We start from the raw sequence: 20,702 nt of genomic DNA, 5'->3' as shown, positions 1-20,702 counted from the left end.
CGCGCCGCTGGTAAGCTAACCCGCTTGCGAATGTCTTGCCGGGCGGCCGTCGCTGAAAGAGCGCGCCGCCGCCGTGGGGCGTTCGCGCCCGATTGATTTCCCCTAGTCACCCCCCAAGTGAAGAGTGAACATGCAGGAGCAGTACGATCCGGCCAGCGTAGAGGCGGCCGCCCAAACCTATTGGGATGAGCACGATACCTTCAAGGTGCGCGAGGACGATGCGCGCGAGAAGTTCTACTGCCTGTCGATGTTCCCCTATCCTTCGGGGCGCCTGCACATGGGGCATGTGCGCAACTACACCATCAGCGACGTCATCGTCCGCTATCAGCGCATGACCGGCAAGAATGTCCTGCAGCCGATGGGCTGGGACGCCTTCGGGCTGCCGGCGGAAAACGCCGCCATGAACAACAGCGTGCCGCCCGCTACCTGGACCTACGACAACATCGATTACATGCGTGGCCAGCTCAAGTCCCTGGGCTTTGCCATCGACTGGTCACGCGAGCTTGCCACCTGCAAACCCGACTACTACCGTTGGAACCAGTGGCTGTTCCTGCGTCTGCTGGAGAAGGGCATCGTCTACCAGCGCACGGGGACGGTGAACTGGGATCCGGTGGACCAGACCGTGCTGGCCAACGAACAGGTCATCGACGGCCGCGGCTGGCGCACCGGCGCGCCGGTGGAGAAGCGCGAGATTCCCATGTACTACATGGCGATCACGCAATACGCCGAGGAGCTGCTTGCCGATCTCGACGATCTGCCCGGCTGGCCGGAGCAGGTGCGCACCATGCAGAAGAACTGGATCGGCAAGAGCCATGGTGTGCGCGTCGGCTTCCCTCACGCCATCGACGGGGGCGGTACTCTGTGGGTGTTCACCACCCGCGCCGACACGCTGATGGGTGCTACCTACGTGGCCGTGGCCGCCGAGCACCCGCTGGCCGTGAGCGCCGCGAAGGACAATCCCGAGCTTGCCGCCTTCATCGAGGAGTGCCAGCACGGCGGCACCTCCGAGGCCGAACTGGCCACGCAGGAAAAGAAGGGCATGGCCACCGGTCTGACCGTGACCCATCCGCTGAGCGGCGAGGAGTTGCCGTTGTGGGTCGCCAACTACGTGTTGATGGGCTATGGCGAGGGGGCGGTGATGGCGGTGCCGGCTCACGACGAACGCGACTTCGCCTTCGCCCACAAGTACGGCCTGCCGATCAAGCCGGTCGTTCTGACCTCGGCCGGCAACGCGACGCCGGAACCGTGGCAGGAGGCTTACGCGGAGCACGGCATGTGCATCAACTCCGGCAAGTACGACGGCCTTGAATTCGAGGCGGCGGTGGACGCTGTTGCGACCGACCTCGCCACCAAGCAGCTCGGCGAGAAGAAGATTACCTGGCGCTTGCGCGACTGGGGTATCTCGCGCCAGCGCTACTGGGGCACTCCGATCCCGATGGTCCGCTGCGAGGCCTGCGGCGACGTGCCGGTGCCCGACGAGCAGTTGCCGGTGGTGTTGCCGGAAGAGTGCGTGCCGGACGGTTCCGGCAATCCGCTCAACAAGTACGATGCGTTTCTCAACTGCAGTTGTCCCAAGTGCGGCGGCGTGGCGAGGCGCGAGACCGACACCATGGACACCTTCGTCGACTCGTCCTGGTACTTCTTCCGCTACACCTGTCCGGATGCCGGCGCCATGATCGACGCACGCGCCGACTACTGGATGCCCGTGGATCAGTACGTCGGCGGCATAGAGCACGCCATTCTGCACCTGCTCTACTCGCGCTTCTGGACCAAGGTGATGAGGGATCTCGGCCTGACCAAGGCCGACGAGCCGTTCCATAACCTGCTGACCCAGGGCATGGTGGTGGCGCCGACGTTCTTCCGCATGGGCGAGGATGGCCGCAAGCAGTGGATCAATCCCGCCGATGTCCAGGTGGCGACCGACGACAAGGGGCGGCCGGTTTCCTCGACCCTGAAGGCGGACGGTCAGCCGGTTACGATAGGCGGCATCGAGAAGATGTCCAAGTCCAAGAACAATGGTGTCGATCCGCAGTCGCTGATCGAGCACTACGGGGCCGATACCGCGCGCGTGTTCGCGATGTTTGCGGCGCCGCCGGAGCAGTCGCTGGAGTGGAACGACGCCGGCGTCGAGGGTGCCCACCGTTTCCTCAAGCGCCTGTGGGCGTTTGCTGCCGAGAGCGACACCTCGGCCGATTCAGTATTGCCGGCTGATGCGTCCACGGAGGTCCGCGCGGCTCGCCGCGAGATTCACGAGACTCTGCGCCAAGCTCTGGTGGACTTCGGCAAGTACCAGTTCAATACGGTGGTCTCGGCCTGCATGAAGCTGCTCAACACGTTGAGCCGGCTGGGAGAGGGGGCGGGTGCGGCGCAGCTGCGCCGCGAGGGTCTGTCCATCCTGCTGCGCCTGCTGTCGCCGGTTGCGCCGCACGTCACTCATCATCTGTGGTGCGAGTTGGGTTATGGCGACGACATCGTCGACGCGGCCTGGCCCGAGGACGCTGCTGGGCAATCTAGCGCTGCTGCTCTACGTCGGCCTGATCGGCGGGCTCGCCTCCCGTGCCGGCGAGAGCTTCGCGCTGCAGGCGCGTCATGTATTCGGCAGTCAGGGCTATCGAGGGGGGGCTGCGGGCGGTTTTCCTCGCCGGCCTCATGCGGTCGCTTGCTGCCTGCGGTTTTCATCTGCGCGGTCAGGTGCAGCTGCCGCCGCAGATGGCGCGGACCTACATCAGCGGCGCGGCGTCCGACGATACGCTGGTGCGCGCGTTGCGCAGCACGCTGCAAGCCAACGGCGTGCAGGTCGTCTCCGACGCGCGCAATGCCACTGCGATATTGCAGATCGAATCTCTGAAGACCTCGCGCAGCGTGCTCAGCGTGAATGCCGACGGCACGGTGGCCGCCTATCAGCTCCTCATGCAGCTGGCGTATTCGGTGCGCGCGACGCAGGGCGACTGGCATATTCCAACGCAGGAATTGCAGACGCGGCGCCACTACAGCTACAGCGATTCGCAGGTGCTTGCCAAGAGCAGCGAGGTGAACCAGCTGCGCGACAGCATGAGCCGCGACCTTGCCAGTCTCGCTCTGTTGCGCTTGCAGGCACGGGCGCACAGCCAGCCCTGAGGCGTTTCAGCCATGCCGCTCAAGCCTCAGCAACTCGAATCCCAGCTGCGTTCCGGCCTGAAGCCGGCGTATCTGGTCAGTGGCGACGAACCGCTGCAATTGGGCGAGGCGGCGGATGCGGTGCGTCGCGCGGCACGCGAGCGGGGCTATAGCGAGCGCGTGGTGCTGACGCACGAGCCCGGTTTCGACTGGGCGCGTCTCGGTGAAGAGGCCGATTCGATGTCGCTGTTCGCCGAACGGCGCCTGATCGAGCTGCGCCTCGGCAACGGCAAGCCGGGTCAGCCCGGCGCCGCCGCACTGTTGCGCTATCTGGAGCGTCCGCCCGAGGATGCCGTGCTGCTGATCCAGTCCGCCCGTCTGGAGCGCGCAACGACCTCGAGCCGCTGGGTCAAGGCGGTCGAGCGTGTCGGCAGCTGGGTTGCGGTCTGGCCGCTGGGACCGGGTGAAACGCGGCAATGGCTCACGGTGCGTCTGCGTGCGCGAGGCTTGGAGCCGGACGAAGCGGCTTTGGCGCTGCTGCTGGAGCGGGTCGAGGGCAATCTGCTGGCCGCGGCGCAGGAAGTGGAGAAACTCGCCCTGTTGCAGCCGCCGGGGCCTTTGGGCGGCGAGGCGGTGCTGGAGGCGGTCTCGGGCAATGCGCGCTACGAAGTGAGCGATCTGGCCGAGGCGGCGCTGGCGGGCGATGGTGCCCGCGCGGTGCGCATACTGGACGGCTTGCGAGGGGAGGGTGTGGAGCCGACCCTGGTGGCCTGGGCATTGGTGCGCGAGGCTCGTTTGTTGGCGCAGCTGGCCCGTGGAACGGCGGGCGACGGCGTATGGCGTGGAGTACCGCCGCGCCGGCGTTCCCTGGTGGAGCGTGCCGCACGGCGCTGGCCTGCGGCGCGCGCCGCTTGGCTGATCCGCCTTGCGGCGCGGGCTGACCGCGTGGTCAAGGGGCAGGCAGCGGGTGATCCCTGGGATGAGTTGTTACAATTGAGCATGGTGTTGAGCGGGCGGGCCTTGTTTCCGCCGGGGGTGGGCTTGGCGGTGGAGAGCAAGGGACTCGTTCGCTAGAGCCTGCTCACACTGTTGAGCGGTGCGTTGCCGGAGCCGTTTTCCGTGGCTTGCAAGGTGCTGCGAGCGTTGTGCGAACGGGCTCTGGAAATGATAAGCATCACACTGAGTGGCGACGGAGCATGAAACGATGAGCGCTGACGAGCGTGTCGTAAACGAAATTGCGGTGTATATGGACGGCGTGGGGCGCCGCGCGCGTCAGGCCTCGCGCGTGTTGGCGCGGGCTGAAGCCGGAGACAAGAATGCCGCGCTGCTGGCCATCGCCGATGCTATCGAGGCTGCGGCAGAAACCCTGAAGGCGGAGAACCGCAAGGATCTCGAGGGCGGACGTACACGCGGCCTGGAGCCGGCGCTGCTCGATCGGCTGGAGCTGACCGATGCGCGCATCGCGGCGATGGCCGAAGGCGTACGCCAGATCGTGGCGCTGGCGGATCCGGTGGGTGAAATCAGCGACCTGAACTACCGCCCGAGCGGCATCCAGGTCGGGCGCATGCGCGTGCCCCTGGGCGTGATCGGCATCATCTACGAGTCGCGCCCGAACGTCACGGTCGATGCGGCGGCACTGTGCCTGAAGTCGGGCAATGCCGCGATCCTGCGCGGTGGTTCCGAGGCGCTGCATTCCAACCAGGCGGTCGCCGTCTGTATCCGTCAGGGGCTGGCCGCCGCCGGTTTGCCGGATGCCGCGGTGCAGGTGGTCGAGACCGACGACCGAGCGGCGGTGGGCGAGTTGCTGCGCATGAAGGACTACGTCGACGTCATCGTGCCGCGCGGCGGCAAGGGCTTGATCGAGCGCGTCAGCGGCGAGTCGCTGATCCCCGTGATCAAGCACCTGGACGGTGTCTGCCACGTCTATCTCGATGCCGAGGCCGATACCGCCAAGGCGCTGCGCGTGGCGTTCAATTCCAAGACTCAGCGCTACGGCACCTGCAATACCATGGAAACTCTGCTGGTCGACGTTGCGCGGGCGGCCGAACTGCTGCCGGAACTGGCCGGGCTGTATGCCGAGAAGGGCGTCGAGCTGCGCGGCTGCGCGCGTACCCGGGAGATTCTGCCCGACGTCGTGCCCGCGACCGAGCAGGACTGGCTGGCCGAATATCTGGCACCGATCCTGGCGATCCGCGTGGTCGACGGCCTGGACGAGGCGATTGAGCACATCAACACCTACGGCTCGCAGCATACCGACGCCATCGTCACCGAGAACTACACCCGGGCGCGGCGGTTCCTGCGCGAGGTCGATTCCAGTTCGGTGATGGTGAACGCCTCGACACGCTTTGCCGACGGCTTCGAATACGGCCTCGGCGCCGAGATCGGCATCTCTACCGACAAGCTGCACGCCCGTGGCCCGGTGGGTCTCGAGGGCCTGACCAGCCTCAAGTACGTCGTGCTCGGCGACGGTCAGATCCGCGAATAGTGAGTTCGTCCCACAATCACGCCGGGTGGGCCGGACGCAGAGCCATGATCGGCCTGCTCGGCGGTACCTTCGATCCCATCCACTTCGGACACCTGCGCCCGGCGCTGGAAATCCGCGACGCTCTGGGCCTGGACTCGGTGCGTTTTCTGCCCTGCCGTATTCCACCGCATCGCGGCACGCCGCGCGAGACGGCCGAGACGCGCGCGGCGATGGTGGCGCGCGCGCTGGAAGGCGAGCCCGGGTTCGTGCTCGACCGCCGAGAGCTGGAGCGCGAGGGGCCATCCTATACCGCAGACACCTTGCGTTCGCTGCGCGCCGAACTCGGTGATGAGGTGGCGCTGTGTCTGATTCTGGGGCGTGATGCCTTCAACGGTCTGCCCAAGTGGCACGACGCCGAAGCCTTGCTGAAGCTTGCGCACATCGTGGTGGCGCAGCGCCCCGGCGAGGAGGGTGAGCCCGAGGAGGCGCTGGCGCGGATGATCGCCGGGCGTGTCAGCGAGAGCCTGGCGGAGCTGGAGAGGGAACCGGCGGGCAAGGTGGTGTTCGTCGAGGTGACACAGCTGGCGATTGCGGCGACGGCCATCCGCGAAGGTTTGGCGCGCGGGCAGAGTCCGCGTTTTCTGGTACCCGACGGTGTGTGGAACATGATCCGTGAGTCGGGTTTGTACGGGTGGGAGGAAACTGCCTCCGAGGCAGTGGATATAGGAGAGGCATGAACAACGAAGTAGTGGAGCAGGACGTCGAGCGCCTGCACGCCGTCGTGCTGGAGGCGCTGGACGACCTCAAGGCACAGGACGTGCGTAGCATCGACCTGCGAGGCAAGTCCCCGCTGATGGACCTCATGGTCATCGCCACGGGGACGTCGGACCGCCACGTGAAATCGCTGGCCGGCAATGTTGCACGCAGGGCCAAGGATGCGGGGTTCGAGGTTCGCGGCAGCGAGGGCGAACGAGAGGGGGAGTGGGTGCTCGTCGACCTGGACGACATCGTGGTGCACGTCATGCTGCCGCGCGTCCGCGACTTCTACAATCTGGAGAAGTTGTGGTCCATCGAGGTGGGTGGAGAAAGCGCGGGCTGATGATCGGCTTGGTCGGTTGCCGGATTCATGCGTGACCGATTGAGGTGGGTGCGGGCTGAGTCTGCGGCCTGGGGCGGCACGATCGCTCCGCGAAGCTGTTTTTCTAGGTTATCGCCGAGCGCCATTCCTAGCGTGGCATGGGGGCTTGATTGGCGCTGTGGCGGAGCTTCGGCGCAAATATCGTCTCAGTATGTTTGCTCGGTTTTGTTCCTCTTCTTTGAGTCGAGCGGTAAATGGTCGCTCGACTCTTCTTCTGTGGCAATGTGGAGCTTTACGTCATGGGCGTTGAGTATGGCGCGGATGCCGGCCGGAGGCGGGGCGTCGGTATATAGCGCGCTGATCTGGCCGAGGCTACCGACCCGCACGAGGGCTGGGCGGCCGAACTTCGAATGGTCCGCAACGAGGAACACGCGCCGTGAGTTGCTTATGATGGCCTGGGCGCAGGCCACTTCATCCATGTCGTAGTCATATAGTGAGCCGTCGGTATCGATTCCTGATATTCCGATGATGCCGATATCCGCGCGGAACTGTTCCAGCATCTCTCGTGTTGTCGCGCCGACGATGCCTCCGTCTCGATTGCGCACATTGCCTCCAGCCATCACCACGCGGCAGTCGGAACGCTGACTCATCGTAATAGCTACATTGAGGTTGTTGGTAATGACGCTGAGATTGGCGTGTCGGGTCAGCGCGCGTGCGACCTGTTCGGTGGTAGTGCCGATGTTGATGAATAATGATGAGCGCTCGGGTACGTCCTGCGCCGCTCGGGCGGCAATACGCTGTTTGGCTTCCAGATTGGCTACCTGGCGGCGCGTGTACTCCATGTTTTCGATGCTGGACGGAAGCCCTGCACCGCCGCGGTAGCGGTTTATTCTTCCTTGGCTGTCCAGCAGGTTCAGGTCGCGGCGAATGGTCTGCGCAGTTACCTCAAAGTGGCGGGTAAGAGCATCCACGGTAAGAAAGCCGTGACTGCTGACCAGTTCCACTATTCTGTCCAGCCGCCTGCCGGTGTTCAGAGTTTCAGTCAACGGCATCCCCTTCATTCGTGTTTCTCGTATATCTCATTCCCGCAGAGTGGCCTAAATGCGTGCGGTTCTGCAACGATTTGGTCTGATTTTGTCTGGTTTTGGTCGCGCCGTATCAGTTTATATTGATTCGCTACTAAATTTTAGACTGAGTACGAAAAATAAATGTTCGCTTACGAAAATATATTTTTCGTACTACGTTCTTTTTTCACTCTACCTTGTCCTCGCCTATTGCCGTACAAGCGCTTTCAGCAAGAGGTGTTGCAGAATTCCAAGGTTTTCGTTTTGAGAGTGGAATTTTCGAAATCGAACATTCGAGGTGGCGATGAACTCTGTGATCGATCTTCTGGTCGTAGGCGGGGGTATCAATGGAGCCGGTATCGCGAGAGACGCTTCGGGACGCGGACTCTCGGTTCTGTTGGTCGAGCAGGATGACCTCGCGTCTCATACTTCGTCCGCTAGCACGAAACTGATCCACGGTGGCTTGCGGTATCTCGAGTACTACGAATTCAGGCTGGTACGCGAGGCATTGATGGAACGCGAACGCCTGCTGCAGATTGCGCCACATATCATCTGGCCTCTTGAATTCGTTCTGCCCCATGATGCCGGCATGCGCCCGGCCTGGATGATCAGGGCGGGGCTGTTTCTCTACGATCATTTGGCACGTCGCAACAGACTGCCGGCATCCAAGGCGGTGCGGCTTGCGACGCATGATGCCGGGGCTGCGTTGAACCCTGGGTTCAGCAAGGGGTTCACCTACGCAGATTGTTGGGTGGACGACAGTCGGCTAGTGGTTCTGAATGCCCGGGATGCGGCTGCGCGCGGAGCGCTCATTCGCACACGCACGAAGCTGGTGTCAGCGAGGCGACAGGGGGACGTCTGGGTTGCCGAACTCGAAGACCGCTTTACCGGCCGCCGCGAGTCCGTGGCGGCCAGGGCTATGGTCAATGCCGCAGGCCCCTGGGTCGAAACGGTCCTGAGGGATGGGCTGGGCAAGAGTTCGACGCAGTCGGTGCGGTTGATCAAGGGCAGCCATGTCGTGGTTCCCCGCCTGTATGCCGGTGAGCACGCGTACATTCTTCAGAATGCGGATAAACGCATCGTGTTCGCCATTCCGTACGAATCTGCGTTTACCTTGATCGGCACCACCGACATCGCCTTCGATGGTGAGCCCGGGCACGTCGCAGCATCGGAAGATGAGGTCGTCTATCTGTGCGAGAGCGTCAATCGCTATTTCCGCACGCAGCTGTCCGCGCAAGACGTTGTTCACTGCTATTCCGGTGTGCGTCCTCTCTACGATGACCACAGTGCGAACGCGTCTGCTGTTACTCGCGACTACGTTCTGCACACCGAGGGCGGTGATGGGGTGCCTCCGCTACTTTCGGTGTTCGGCGGCAAGATCACGACTTTCAGACGTCTTGCCGAGCATGCGCTGGAAAAGCTGATGCCGCTGTTGGGGCGGTCCGTGGGCAGTTCCTGGACGGCGACGTCTCCCCTGCCAGGTGGAGACATGGGCGGATTGACGCCGTGGGAATACGCCTCCGAACTCAAACTACGCCATCCGCATTTGCTGGGGGATCTGCTGGAGCGGTTCGCGCGGTCCTACGGTTCCGTTGCGGAGGTCGTGCTAGATGGCGCGCGCAGTGTCGCAGATCTTGGGGCGGACCTTGGTGGCGGCGTGACCGAACGCGAGGTCGAATATCTCGTGCGCCAGGAATGGGCGTGCGATGCCGCGGACGTTCTGTGGCGACGCAGCAAACGCGGTCTGCATTGCTCCGAGAACACGATCGTCAGAATCGATGAGTTTGTGTCGGGCATCGGGCAGGGGAGGAAGTCGGAAATAGCCTGAAAGTCGGCCGGTCGGCCGCACTGGAGCCTGTAAACAGGCCCTTGACCATTACAAGGATCAGAGGAGATCTGCTATGTCATGCTACGTTGGCGCCATCGACCAGGGAACGACCAGCTCACGTTTTATCGTGTTCGACAAACAGGGAGACATCGTCTCCGCCGCGCAGAAGGAACACCAGCAGATTTATCCGAAACCCGGTTGGGTTGAGCATGATCCGCTCGAAATCATGAGCAATACCAACGAGGTGATCGGCGCGGCGCTCGCGCGCGCCAACTTGAGCGCGGGGGACTTGGCAGCCGTCGGTATTACCAATCAGCGTGAAACCACACTGCTGTGGGACAAGACGACCGGACAGCCGCTATGCAATGCGCTGGTCTGGATGGATACCCGAACCGACCAGCTGGTGGCCAGCTACGCTCGGGATGGTGGGCAGGATCGTTTCCGCGACAAGACGGGATTGCCTCTCACCACCTATTTTGCCGGTCTCAAATTGCGCTGGATTTTCGACAATGTCGAGGGCGCAAGGCAGAAGGCTGAATCGGGGGAAGCGCTGTTCGGTACCGTTGATAGCTGGTTGATTTGGAATCTGACCGGCGGCACCAACGGTGGTACGCACATCATCGACGTCACCAATGCCAGTCGCACGCAGCTGATGAACATCGCCAGTTGCGAGTGGGACGACGAGATGCTGGCCGATTTCGGCATTCCCAAGGCCTGTCTTCCGCGCATCGTTTCCTCCTCGGAGATATATGGCGAGGTGGTCACCGCGCCGCTCAAAGGCACTCGGCTGGCCGGGATTCTCGGCGATCAACAGGCAGCGCTGGTGGGGCAGACATGTTTTTCTCCTGGGGAGGCCAAAAACACCTATGGCACCGGTTCCTTCCTGCTGATGAACACCGGTACCGAGCCGGTACAGTCCAAGGCCGGTCTGCTTACTACGCTGGCCTACCGTTTCGGCGATGAAGCGCCGTGCTACGCGCTGGAGGGAGCGATCGCAATCACCGGCGCGCTGGTGCAGTGGCTGCGCGACAACCTGAAGTTGTTCGACGTCGCGCCGCAGATCGAGCCTTTGGCGGCCAGCGTCGAAGATAACGGTGATGTGTACTTCGTGCCCGCGTTCTCCGGCCTCTACGCACCCTACTGGAAAGATGACGCACGCGGCGTGATCGCCGGTCTGACGCGCTATGCGACCCGTGCGCACATCGCGCGCGCGGCGCTGGAATCCACGGCCTATCAGGTGCGTGATGTGGTGGAGGCGATGCAGGCGGACAGCGGCATCGCTTTGTCTAGCCTGAAGACTGACGGCGGCATGGTGGCCAACAACCTGCTTATGCAGTTCCAGGCCGACATTCTGAATGCGCCGGTTGTACGCCCCAGGGTGACGGAAACCACCGCGCTGGGTGCCGCTTACGCGGCGGGGCTGGCGGTCGGATTTTGGGACAACACCGAGGATCTGCGCGCCAACTGGGCGATCGATCACACCTGGACACCGGGGATGGCTCAGGAGCAGCGCGAGCATTACTACAAGTCTTGGAAAAAGGCCGTCACACGCTCCTTCGAGTGGGTTGAGTGATGACTGTCCTGACTGAGGGGCCGGCCTGTTCGAATGCTTGGTTACGAATAGTGAAGTGGAGGAGACTCTCATGGCTGTGAAAATGGGCGTTAAATCGGGTTGGCGCGCTCAGAGCATTTGGAGCGAACTGCTAGCCGAGTTCTTTGGCACCTTCGTTCTGCTGGCATTTGGAGCCGGTGTAGTGGCCGTAGCTGTGGTCGGTCTTCCAGAGTCCGGGCGAACGCCGACGATATTCGCCGGCGCCGCAGGCTGGCTGCTGATCACCTGGGGTTGGGCGATGGCCGTCGCTATGGCCGTCTATGTGGCGGGTGGTGTAACCGGAGCACACATTAACCCGGCTGTGACTTTCGCTTTCGCCGTCAAGGGAGATTTCCCCTGGAGTAAGGTGTTGCCCTACTGGGGCTCGCAAATCGCCGGTGCATTTGCGGGCGCTGCGCTGGTCTACGCCGACTACTTTCCGGCGATCAATATGTGGAACCAGGCGCATAAGGTGATTTCGCGCGCGGACCCGGGTGGAATGACGACATTCAGCATTTTTGCCACCTTTCCAGCGAACTACTACGGTGCCAACATGCTGGGGCCTTTTTTCGATCAAGTGGTGGGAACGTTCTTCCTGTTGCTGTCCGTGCTGGCGATTATTGATTCCATGAACGTGGGCGTGAGAGCCAATCTCGCGCCGTTCATGATCGGTATGGCCGTGGCTGCGATCGGGATGTCTTTCGGTACCGGTTCGGGGTATGCGATCAATCCTGCACGTGATTTTGGCCCCAGATTGTTCTGCTGGCTGGCAGGGTGGGGGGCGAATGCTTTCCCCGCACCTCACGGCTATTGGTGGGTGCCCATCGCGGGGCCGCTTGTTGGCGGGTCATTGGCTGTGGTGCTCTACAAGTTCTTCATTGCGGATACGTTAGCGGCGAGGATGGCGGCTGCGCCGGAAACCAAGGACGACGATATGGTCGCCGACGCATCCGTTGCCAAGGATGCGTAGCGATATGGCCGGGCAGCGACAGGCTGCCCGGGTTTTCAGTGTCGGTCTGACCATTGGGAGGAGTGCATATGAAAAAGTTCATCAATTCTCCGGAAGACGTAGTTACCGATGCGCTGGAGGGTATGGCGATTGCGCATGCCGACCTGCTGAAGGTGTGCCGCGAGCCGGACTACATCATGCGTGCCGACGGCCCCGTACGGGGCAAGGTCGCGCTGGTATCGGGTGGCGGCAGCGGGCATGAGCCTCTGCACGGTGGGTTTGTCGGGCGCGGCATGCTCGATGCGGCTTGTCCAGGTGCGGTATTCACCAGTCCGACTCCGGATCAGATTCTGGCGGCGACCAGAGCGGTCGATGGTGGTGCAGGCGTATTGCACATCGTCAAGAATTACACCGGCGATGTCATGAATTTCGAAATGGCCGCCGAACTGATGCAGGCAGAAGGTGTGGACGTCCGTCAGGTGATCATCGACGACGATGTTGCCGTCAAGGACAGTCTGTACACCGCCGGACGGCGCGGGGTCGCGGGTACCGTGCTGGCAGAAAGGATTTGCGGCGGCGCGGCCGAAGCAGGAGCCGATCTCGAAACGCTTACGGCACTGTGTACGGAGGTCAACGCTGGGACACGCTCGATGGGGATTGCACTGACGCCATGTACGGTACCGCACGCAGGCAAGCCGAGCTTTGCGCTTGCCGAGGACGAGATGGAATTCGGCATTGGCATTCATGGCGAACCAGGGCGGGCTCGGGTCAAACTCGAACCCGCCGATCGCGTGGCAGAAATGCTGATGGAGCCGATTCTGGAGGACCTACCATTCAGCGCAGGTGACGAGATTCTGCTGTTCGTCAACGGCATGGGCGGAACGCCGCTGCTCGAACTCTATATCCTTTACCGCAAGGCGTATGAAATCGCTCAGCAGCATGGTTTGAAGGTAAGTCGCCATTTGGTGGGCTCCTATACGACCAGTCTGGAAATGGCCGGTGCTTCCATTACGCTCTTGCGACTGACCGGTGCCATGCGCCAGGCGTGGGATGCGCCAGTGCTGACGCCGGCATTACGTTGGGGGGCGTAGCCCATGATGCTGGATGTCTCCGTGCTTGCCGGTTGGATCGAGCGCTTGACGGGATCGATTGAACGCGAGCAAGAGCATCTGACCGAACTCGATGCCGCTATCGGCGATGGCGACCATGGCGCCAATATGGCGCGTGGTTTCAAAGCAGTTAGAGAGAAGATTGCGCAGGGGAAATCGGAAACACCTGCCGATCTGTTCAAGCTGGTCGCGATGACTCTGATCAGTACCGTGGGTGGAGCCTCGGGGCCGCTGTACGGGACGTTTTTTCTGGAGGCATCAAAGGCGGCTGGTGATGCGCGGGCGCTGGACCTTGCATCCCTGCACACGGTTCTCGCTGCCGGTCTGGCAGGAGTGCGCATGCGCGGTAAAGCGGTGCCCGGGGATAAGACAATGGTCGATGCCCTGACACCGGCCGTCGACGCGTTGGTCGGCGATGGTGATCTGCGTAAAGCTCTCGAGGCTGCCGCTGTGGCTGCCGCAGACGGAGCCGAGCAGACCAGGCCGTTGGTGGCGCACAAAGGCCGGGCGAGCTATCTCGGCGAGCGTGCCATTGGCCACAAGGACCCGGGTGCAGCGTCAAGCGTGTTGCTTTTTGCGAGTTTGGCCCAAGAAGTTGCGGAGTTAGAGGCATGAGTGCGGCAGAAGAGGTGGGTATCGTTTTGGTGTCGCACAGCCGAATCCTCGCCGCAGCGACCGAGCAGTTGATCAGACAGGTGACGGGACCACGGGCGCGTATCGCGTGCGCAGCCGGCGTAGGTACTGACCACGGTGAACTCGGCACCGACGCTACTGCCATCATGGAGGCGATAGAGTCGCTGGACAGTTCAGTGGGCACCCTGGTGTTGATGGACATGGGCAGTGCCGTTCTGAGTGCCGAGACTGCCTGCAGTCTACTGCCGGACGACATCTGTGCCCGTGTGGTCCTGTGTGCCGCTCCTTTCGTCGAGGGGGCGATCGCTGCCGCAGTGGCTGCTTCGGCTGGGGCTCCGTTGGAGCGTGTGAAGGCCGAAGCCGAGACTGCGCTTGAGGGTAAGCGCGAGCAGGTCGGCGGTGTCCCTGACGGACCCTCGGTGAGGACGGACTCCGAACTTGTCGCTGACGCGACGCTGGATGTGCAACTACGGGATCCCAATGGACTGCATATGCGCCCGGCAGCACGGGTGGTTGCACTGCTCAGAGGTTTCGATGCCAGGGTCTCCGTCATCGTTTCCGGGGACAGGCCCAGGCAGGCTGTGGCCGATAGCATGACTGCGCTGGTTGCGCTCGGCACGCGGGGTGGAGACACGGTCCGTTTGGCGGCATCGGGGCCGGAAGCAGGGCAGGCTGTCGCCGCGCTGTATGAGCTGCTTTCGGAACCAGTCGAGGTAGAGCCGCGCCGCCAGCAGTCGATACCGAGAGCCGGGGCTGGTTTGCCGGCGTCCCCCGGTATCGCGATCGGGCGGCCGGAACGACTGCTGCGCTCGGTTCCGAAAGTGCCGGAGCATCACATCGACGATCCTGAGAGGGAGTGGTCGCGTTTGTATCGCGCCGTCGACGAGGTCCAGGTCGAGCTTGGGCGCATGGCCCGTGAGCGGGCCGGTGGCGACATTATGCTCGCTCAGTTGGCCTTGCTAAGGGATCCGGAGCTACTCGGCCGCGCCGAACGCGCTATTCGCGAACAGCATTTGAACGGCGCTCTTGCCTGGCAGCGGGCGATCGATGAGGTCGTCGCTATCTACGCTGGTTTTGAGGAACCCTATCTGCGGGCACGAGCGAGGGATGTGAGCGATGTTGGCGACAGGGTGCTGCGCGTGATGTTGGGCGATGGGCCTGTGCAATTTGCAAGTGGATCGCCTTCAATCCTGCTGGTTGACGATCTGGCTCCATCGGAGGCGGCGGCGCTGGATCGCCGCCGGGTGCTGGGAGTGATCGACCGAGCCGGTGGCCCGACCTCGCATGCGAGCATCGTACTGCGGGCGGCAGGTATTCCCGCTGTGGTTGGTGCGAGCGATTTCGACCTGGATGTATCCATGGAAAAAGTCGCCCTAGATGGTGGAACCGGCGAAATATGGTGCGATCCAGAGGAGGCCATGCTGGCGCCGCTGCGGCGCCGGGAAGCCGCCCGCAGAGATGAGGTCTCCACGGTGGACCGTGTCAGCGTGGTCAAGTTGAAGGACGGCAAGAAGGTTGAATTGTGGGCTAATGTGGCAAGCCGCGGGGATGCGCAGGCGGCGGTCGAGGCGGGCGCCTACGGCATCGGGCTTCTGCGTACCGAGATGCTCTATCTCGATCGCGACATTCCACCGTCGGAAGACGAGCAGGTAGAGGCGCTGGCGGAGATCGTCGAACCGATGAAGGAGCAGCCGGTTATCGTACGCGCGCTGGATGCCGGGGCGGACAAAATGCTGCCGTTCATGCATCTGGCGCCGGAGCAAAATCCCTATCTGGGGGTGCGCGGTCTGCGGGCGTTGTTGAACGCGCCGGATGTATTCGAGACACAGCTCCGTGCGTTCCTGCGCCTTGGGTATCAGCTTGACCTGCGTATCATGCTGCCGATGGTTACGGAGGTTGCTGAATTGTGCGCGGCGCGCGAAGTTCTGGAGCGGGCGCATCGCAACCTGGTCGAACGCGCTGTCGATCATCTGTGGCCAGTGCCGTTGGGCATCATGATCGAGGTGCCTGCGGTGGCGCTGATGACGGAGACTTTCGCCGGCCCTGCGGACTTTTTTTCCATTGGCACGAATGACCTCACGCAATATGCGCTGGCCGCGGAGCGCAACAATGGGGAACTGGGCGGCTTCAACGATTCGGCGCATCCTGCTGTGCTGCAACTGTGCCGAATGGTCGCCGACGGTGCCAGTAAAACGAACCGTCCGGTGTCGGTCTGCGGCGAAGCGGCGGGCGATCCGGTCGTGGCCGGGCTGCTGGTCGGGCTTGGTATCAATCGGTTGTCTATGACCCCTCCGGCACTTGCAGCTGTGAGAGCAGGCCTATCCGGGTTGTCGGGTATGGCGGCCCGCTCGGCAGCCGCCAGTGCACTGGAAATGACTGGTGCGCAGCAGGCGCGTGCGGCGTTGCGGCGGTTGGCCTGAGGTCTATTGGCAAGAGGTGCCGCTGAGGCGACGATACGCTTCGGCCAACGCCTGCGTATCGCCGACGTTACCGGGGAAAATCACCACCGGCAGGTCCGGGAAGCGGGGGTGGTCGGCAGGGCAGCGCACCACGGAACAACCGGTCATGATCTGGCCGAGTACACGTGCCGCGCGCAGTTCGAGACCGCTCGACAACACGTCGTTCGATGTGATGCCGCCCTTGCTGATCAGATAGCCGATGCTTGGCGGCAGCCGGCGCACCACGTCCATGAGGAAAGCCGACACGCGCTCGCCGAAGGCCAGCCGCGTCTGCTGGTCGTCGAAGGTCAGCTCGGCGCGGCTGGTGTAGATCACCGGCGTGAGATCTTGGGCGTGAGCCTGCGCGGCGCGTGCGGTGATTTCCTGTAACAGCGCCGTGCGTTCGGGGTCGATGCGGGCGACGTCGATTTCGAGCGCTACGGTGCTGTCCTGCTGCAACAGCTGTTCGAGCTGCTCCGTGGTCTTGCGCACGTGCGATCCGACGATGACGGTTCCGGCGCGCCCCCCGCGCACGTAGTCCGACATCGTTTCCGCGGGGACGGGTTGCGGCGGCAGTTTGGCCAGCGCGGTGATGATGCTGGCCGCGCTGCGAAACAGGAAGCGCTTGCCTTGCGCGGCGACTTCGAGCAACTGCTCGGCGAAGCGGTCGAGATCGGCCTGGGTTTCGGCGTCGACTGCGTAGCAGACGTTGCCGTGTAGTTCTGAAAGGCGCGGACGCAGGTCGGTTCCGAGGTCGTCCAGCGTGATGCGTTCGACGTCCTCGGCGCGGATGCGCCCGCGGGTCTTTTCCTCGACGTAGTCCGGCAGGTAGCTGTGCTTGTAGCCGAACACCGAGTCGCGGGCGAATTCGGTTTCGTGCACCGGTACGGGCTTACCGTCCACCATCAGGTAGTGCACGCTGTCGCGGGTGATGCGTCCGGCCTCGATGAAGGCCGGGACCATGAAATGCGCGTCGAAGGGGCCCAGTTCTTCGGCGATGACGTCGGTTTCCACCGGATAGTGGCCGCGCAGGGTCGAGTCGGAGCGGCTGATCATCAGCGGGTTGATCGGACGGCCTTCGTGTTCCAGTGCGGCGAGCGCCTGCTTGAGGTTGCGGCAGACTTCGCGGGTGACGTCTGCGGCCTGTGCGCTGCCCATGCCGCGAGTGTTGGTGAGCACGAAGAACAGCGGCGAAGCGTCGGTGAAAGCCTCTTTGAGCGTATCGACGTCCCAGCGGGTGAGCAGCAGGCAGCCGTGGACGGTTTGGGAGCCGGTGGGGTCGTCGTCGAGGGCGATGATTTTGGTTTCGGTCATGGGGCTGGTCTTCGTTTGTGTGTTCACAACTACCGTTGTGTGGGCTGGGGTGTGGGGACGCGAGTCAGCGTTTGCAGTTTTGATCTTGTGTGGTTGAAGGCGGTTTGTTTACTGGCCTTGGGGCCTCTTTCGGGCGCGATTTGATGTATGGGGATTCGCTCGATCGAGGTGACGCGCCCGAGCCGATTTCTTTGAAATGCGCAAAGAAACCGGCGAAAGAAACGCACCCCCAGGATCGCTTGTCCCTGTCGGGCAACCTCGCGAACGCACGCCTGAACGGGGCCCGCAGCCATTCGCTTCCTTGCGAAGGGCTGCTTGGCCGGCGTCCTGCCGGCCATCCCCGCCCAGGCGCACGTCCGCGAGGCAAGCGATCAGGGGGGACCGAACGTCAAAACAGGGCGAGTCCGAAGCGAAACCGTTCTGTATTGGTCGATTCGTAGCTCAGACGTTTGGGGGCCGTGCTGTTTTGACTCTCCGGTTCCCGTGTGGCCTTGCCTCGAGCGTGCGCTCCGGCGCGGGGTCGGGCGGCAGGGAAGCCGCCCGAGCAGGCTTTGCCTGGAAGGCAAGTGCCTGCGGTGCCCCGGGCCGGGGTGTGCGCTCGAGGTTTGCCCGCCAGGGTCAAGGCCTTCCGGGCGCCTTTCTTTCGTACCTTTCTTTGGGCGTGCAAAGAAAGGTACTCGGGCGCGTCACTCACGTAAAACCAGCTCTACCTAACGCTGATTCGCGTCCGAAACGACCCCAGTCCTCGAAGAACGCGGTTTCAGTACATTGCTAGAAGAAACCACAGACCTTGAATTTCTAAGGCGGGGGCAGCTGTTCCAGGCGCGGCAGCGTTAGCCGACCAAACCCCTGACCCGTCCCGCAATATCCTCCCCGGTCATCCCATTGAATTCGAACAGCTCGCTCGGCGAGGCGGTCGTCTCGCCGCGCTTCCAGGCGAACACGTCGCGCCGCGGCGCGCGTGAGCGCAACAGCACGGGCTCCAGCGAGCCGCTGGCGCCGCCGGTGACGCCCATCAGCACGTCGCCGTCGAACAATGCGTTGAAGCGGTCGTCGTCCATGAACGCGTTGTCGGGCTGGGACACGGTGTCCCAGGAAACGTCGCTCGGGCGGTACAGACGGCGCGGATTGGCGACCGCGACCACGCGCACGCCGTAGCCTTCGGCCTCCAGGGCGTCGCGTGCGGCGAACACCGGCAGCAGCACCATGTCGCCGGTGACGGCGAACACCGCCGTGCCCTTGCTGCCGGCGCTTTCGTACAGCGCGGTCGCACCCTGCTCGACGCCTTCGCGGGCCTGCTCGGGCGTGGTGTAGACCGGCAGGGGGCTCTTGGATGCGACGATCGGCACGCATTTGTTGTGAGAGTCCAGCGCCCAGGCGTAGGCAGCCTGGATCATGTTCGCGTCGCAGGGGAACAGCGGGTAGGTGTTGCCGTTGCGCATCATGGCCGCGAAGTAGTTCTCGATTTCAGGACGCTGATGGGTCCAGCCATTGCGACCCTGTTCGAGCGCGCCGGCGGTGAACATGCAGACCACTGCGGGCGTCTTGCGACGCAGCTCGGCCATCGCCTGGGCGACCGTCTGTACGATGGGCCAGCCGTTGATGGCGAAGCTTTCGTAGGACAGCCACAGCGAACGCGAGCCGAACAGGGCCAGCGCGGCGGCAAGGCCTGCACAGGCGTCCTCGTTGAGCGGTTCGTAGACCTGCCCGCCCGGTTCCTGGTTGTACAGCGGGTCGGTCGTGGGGTGACGAATCTTGAGCGCATCGTTGATGTTCTTCATGGCCGAGGCTTCGTTGCCGTCGGCGTTGGTCACCACGAAGCGCGGGTCCTGACGGCCGACGTGGGCGGCGAGTGCGCCGAGTGCGGTGGCGGGTACCTGCTTGTCACCGTCGGGGGCGAAGGCCTGCAGTGGCAGAGCGCCGAGGGGGGCGAGTTCGAGTTCGTGTTCCGTGACCGCGGTCTTGGCGGCCGGCCCGCCGCCGGCGCGCACGAAGTTGGCGCGCACGGTCGCCCAGGCACCGGCGTTGAGCGCACGGCGCTGCAGGCCTTCGATGATGTGTGGCTGGTCCAGCGTGTCCTTGGGGTAGAGGTTGTGCGACTTGGCACCCACCGTGTGCACGCCGGCGCCCTTGAGCTGCTTGATGATGAAGGCGGTCGGATGGCCGTTCATGGCGGATGAGGCGGCAAGCTCGATGCCGCTCAGCACTGCGCCGGCGAAGGCCAGGCGCTGGGTGTTCGAAAACAGCGTGCTGTCGACGTAGGTACCGTTCTGACCGGCATCGTCGTAGTCCTTGGCGTCGATCAGCACGACCTCCTCGAAGCCGTGGCTGCGCCAGTAGGCGAGCATTTCGTCGTTGCTCCAAGTGGAGCACATGGAGTGATGTTCCTGGCTGTAGCCGTTCCACACCAGCACCGGCAGGAAGTTGGTGGTCTGCGGATAGGCGGTGTTGAAGTGCAGCAGGGAATTGAGCACGTAGGGTTCGCCCATGCCGCCGTCGCCGATGGTTACCGGGAACAGCTTGTCGGGATGCAGCAGCGCACCGGCCATGGCGAAGTGCTGACCCTGGCCCAGCGGGCCGGCCGGGGCGAGCAGGCCGGGAATGGCCCCGGAAAGATGACCGAGCAGGCCTTCGCGTTCGCGGAAGCGTTCGCACAGCTCGGCGACTGTCTTGATGCCCATCGCCTCCAGCGAGGTGTCGAGGAACATGGCGCTGTAGAAACCGGGGGCGTGGTGTCCGACCTCGGTGACGATGTTGGTATGTCCGAGCATCACCAGTGCGGCATAGGCGTCGGCTGCGGAGGCGAAGCCGCCGGGGTGCCCGGAGCCTTTGGCGCCGGTGACCTGCAGCGTGAGGTAGCGCAGCGCGTCCGCCATCTGCAGCGTCTGGTAGGCGGCGGCCGGGGCGGAGGTGTCGGCGATCGCCTGCTGTCCTTCGGCGATGACCGGCGTGGCGCCGAGCGCGTCGAATTCCGGCCAGGCTTCGCCGAGATGTTCAATGCCTTCGCAAAAGGCCGGTGCGTCGAGGTGTTCGCTGAGGTCGTTGGCGGCGGTGCTCATGATGATGTCCTGGGGCTGGAGTTGCTGAACGATTCGCGGCGAAGCGTTTCGCGCGCGGTGCCTGTGCCTGGCGATGTGC

Annotated in this window: 13 protein-coding genes and 2 pseudogenes; 12 read left to right on the top strand and 3 right to left on the bottom strand. The window is 63.4% G+C overall.

Annotation, left to right across the window (positions count from 1 at the left end):
- Positions 1 to 130: 130 nt before the first annotated feature.
- The 6 genes and pseudogenes from leuS to rsfS form a co-directional block, all read left to right on the top strand.
- A pseudogene (gene leuS / locus P8014_RS10855) lies at positions 131 to 2,515 on the top strand (leucine--tRNA ligase); the annotation flags it as partial.
- Between the two features lie 74 nt (positions 2,516 to 2,589).
- Positions 2,590 to 3,117: an LPS assembly lipoprotein LptE gene (gene lptE / locus P8014_RS10850; protein ID WP_337817341.1), complete on the top strand. Its 528-nt coding sequence runs from the start codon at positions 2,590 to 2,592 to the stop codon at positions 3,115 to 3,117.
- Between the two features lie 12 nt (positions 3,118 to 3,129).
- Positions 3,130 to 4,170 (top strand): DNA polymerase III subunit delta, encoded by a 1,041-nt coding sequence (gene holA, locus P8014_RS10845; RefSeq protein WP_337817340.1) that lies wholly within the window; start codon positions 3,130 to 3,132, stop codon positions 4,168 to 4,170.
- A 130-nt stretch (positions 4,171 to 4,300) separates the two neighbouring features.
- Entirely contained in the window at positions 4,301 to 5,581 is a 1,281-nt protein-coding gene (locus P8014_RS10840) for a glutamate-5-semialdehyde dehydrogenase (protein WP_337817339.1), read from the top strand.
- Between the two features lie 44 nt (positions 5,582 to 5,625).
- Complete coding sequence (gene nadD, locus P8014_RS10835; protein ID WP_337817338.1) at positions 5,626 to 6,297, top strand: nicotinate-nucleotide adenylyltransferase; 672 nt, start codon at positions 5,626 to 5,628, stop codon at positions 6,295 to 6,297.
- The gene (gene rsfS, locus P8014_RS10830) at positions 6,294 to 6,659 is read left to right on the top strand and encodes a ribosome silencing factor (RefSeq protein ID WP_337817337.1); all 366 of its coding nucleotides are present in this window, start codon (positions 6,294 to 6,296) and stop codon (positions 6,657 to 6,659) included. Before nadD ends, rsfS begins: the two co-directional genes overlap by 4 nt.
- Positions 6,660 to 6,919: 260 nt before the next feature.
- On the opposite strand, the pseudogene P8014_RS10825 reads toward rsfS, so the two are convergent.
- A pseudogene (locus tag P8014_RS10825) lies at positions 6,920 to 7,672 on the bottom strand (DeoR/GlpR family DNA-binding transcription regulator); the annotation flags it as partial.
- A gap of 334 nt (positions 7,673 to 8,006) precedes the next feature.
- On the opposite strand from P8014_RS10825, the gene glpD reads away from it, so the two are divergent.
- From glpD to ptsP, 6 genes are all read left to right on the top strand, one after another.
- The gene (gene glpD / locus P8014_RS10820; protein WP_337817336.1) at positions 8,007 to 9,530 is read left to right on the top strand and encodes a glycerol-3-phosphate dehydrogenase; all 1,524 of its coding nucleotides are present in this window, start codon (positions 8,007 to 8,009) and stop codon (positions 9,528 to 9,530) included.
- Positions 9,531 to 9,603: 73 nt separating this feature from the next.
- Complete coding sequence (glpK, locus tag P8014_RS10815) at positions 9,604 to 11,103, top strand: glycerol kinase GlpK (RefSeq protein ID WP_337817335.1); 1,500 nt, start codon at positions 9,604 to 9,606, stop codon at positions 11,101 to 11,103.
- 70 nt (positions 11,104 to 11,173) lie between these two features.
- Positions 11,174 to 12,091: an MIP/aquaporin family protein gene (locus tag P8014_RS10810; RefSeq protein ID WP_337817334.1), complete on the top strand. Its 918-nt coding sequence runs from the start codon at positions 11,174 to 11,176 to the stop codon at positions 12,089 to 12,091.
- Positions 12,092 to 12,159: 68 nt separating this feature from the next.
- Entirely contained in the window at positions 12,160 to 13,161 is a 1,002-nt protein-coding gene (gene dhaK / locus P8014_RS10805) for a dihydroxyacetone kinase subunit DhaK (RefSeq protein WP_337817333.1), read from the top strand.
- Between the two features lie 3 nt (positions 13,162 to 13,164).
- Positions 13,165 to 13,794, top strand: coding sequence for a dihydroxyacetone kinase subunit DhaL (gene dhaL, locus P8014_RS10800; RefSeq protein WP_337817332.1), 630 nt, complete (start codon positions 13,165 to 13,167; stop codon positions 13,792 to 13,794).
- The gene (gene ptsP, locus P8014_RS10795; protein ID WP_337817331.1) at positions 13,791 to 16,232 is read left to right on the top strand and encodes a phosphoenolpyruvate--protein phosphotransferase; all 2,442 of its coding nucleotides are present in this window, start codon (positions 13,791 to 13,793) and stop codon (positions 16,230 to 16,232) included. The genes dhaL and ptsP overlap by 4 nt, the downstream gene beginning before the upstream one ends.
- Before the next feature lie 3 nt (positions 16,233 to 16,235).
- On the opposite strand, the gene P8014_RS10790 is transcribed toward ptsP, so the two are convergent.
- Entirely contained in the window at positions 16,236 to 17,564 is a 1,329-nt protein-coding gene (locus P8014_RS10790; RefSeq protein ID WP_337817330.1) for a four-carbon acid sugar kinase family protein, read from the bottom strand.
- A gap of 833 nt (positions 17,565 to 18,397) precedes the next feature.
- Positions 18,398 to 20,623, bottom strand: a complete 2,226-nt coding sequence (locus tag P8014_RS10785; RefSeq protein ID WP_337817329.1) for a phosphoketolase — start codon at positions 20,621 to 20,623, stop codon at positions 18,398 to 18,400.
- Between the last annotated feature and the right edge of the window lie 79 nt (positions 20,624 to 20,702).

Source organism: Acidihalobacter sp., from assembly GCF_037381185.1.
Lineage (GTDB): Bacteria > Pseudomonadota > Gammaproteobacteria > DSM-5130 > Acidihalobacteraceae > Acidihalobacter_A.
Note: the sequence above shows the minus strand (reverse complement) of the source record. Positions and strands in the feature narration are given on the sequence as shown.